The organism is Campylobacter sp. 2018MI13, assembly GCF_018501135.1.
GTDB lineage: Bacteria > Campylobacterota > Campylobacteria > Campylobacterales > Campylobacteraceae > Campylobacter_E.
In genome coordinates this window covers 1-636 of sequence record NZ_JAHCZC010000171.1, presented here as the reverse complement: position 1 = coordinate 636, position 636 = coordinate 1, and the positions used below count along the sequence as shown (strand labels likewise).

Genomic DNA, 636 nt, shown 5'->3' with positions numbered 1-636 from the left:
CCCAGTCAGCGTCTGTCACCATGGCAAGCAACAGTCCCAACTTGTCTAGACTGATGGTGATTCCCTTTTCCATTCCGATTCCTCCTTATCTTGGTACCTTGGCCCGCCAGTCGATTCTATTTCTATTTGTTTCCATCCACTCTTTGGCAGCCTTGGCAAAGATTATGTTCTGTGAACCTCTGCCTTGACTGGGAATCAGCCAGCCATCAGTCCCGGTAATCTCGTCGCTGAATTTCGAGAAGATATAGAGTGCTACCCACTCTTTGGATTTATTCCCGCAGCACTTTTTGCGGAATTCATCGAGCGACCATGTAATGCCTGACAAATCTTGATTAAGCAGATCATCAATTCTGCTGTTGACCAAGTTTTCGTCATATTTTTGGTCAAAAGTTATTTCTATTGGCGACATACTAAATCCTCCTATTCTTTAAAAATATCTAAACTGACATCCAACGCATCTGCTATTTTGCACATTAATTCAAAACTAGGCTTTTTTATCTTCCCGTTCCGCAACTGATACACTGTCCTGTTGTTTTTAGACAACCCCATCTTCAATGACAGCTGATTAATACTCATTTTCTTTTCCGACAATATCTTTTGTATCTTATCCCACAACATATTGTGTTAATCCTCCTC

Annotated in this window: 2 protein-coding genes; both read right to left on the bottom strand. The window is 41.4% G+C overall.

The window, feature by feature from the left end:
* Positions 1-85: 85 nt before the first annotated feature.
* Positions 86-409, bottom strand: coding sequence for a DUF771 domain-containing protein (locus KJQ99_RS09485; protein ID WP_214150681.1), 324 nt, complete (start codon positions 407-409; stop codon positions 86-88).
* An 11-nt stretch (positions 410-420) separates the two neighbouring features.
* The gene (locus KJQ99_RS11060) at positions 421-618 is read right to left on the bottom strand and encodes a helix-turn-helix domain-containing protein (protein ID WP_214150680.1); all 198 of its coding nucleotides are present in this window, start codon (positions 616-618) and stop codon (positions 421-423) included.
* Between the last annotated feature and the right edge of the window lie 18 nt (positions 619-636).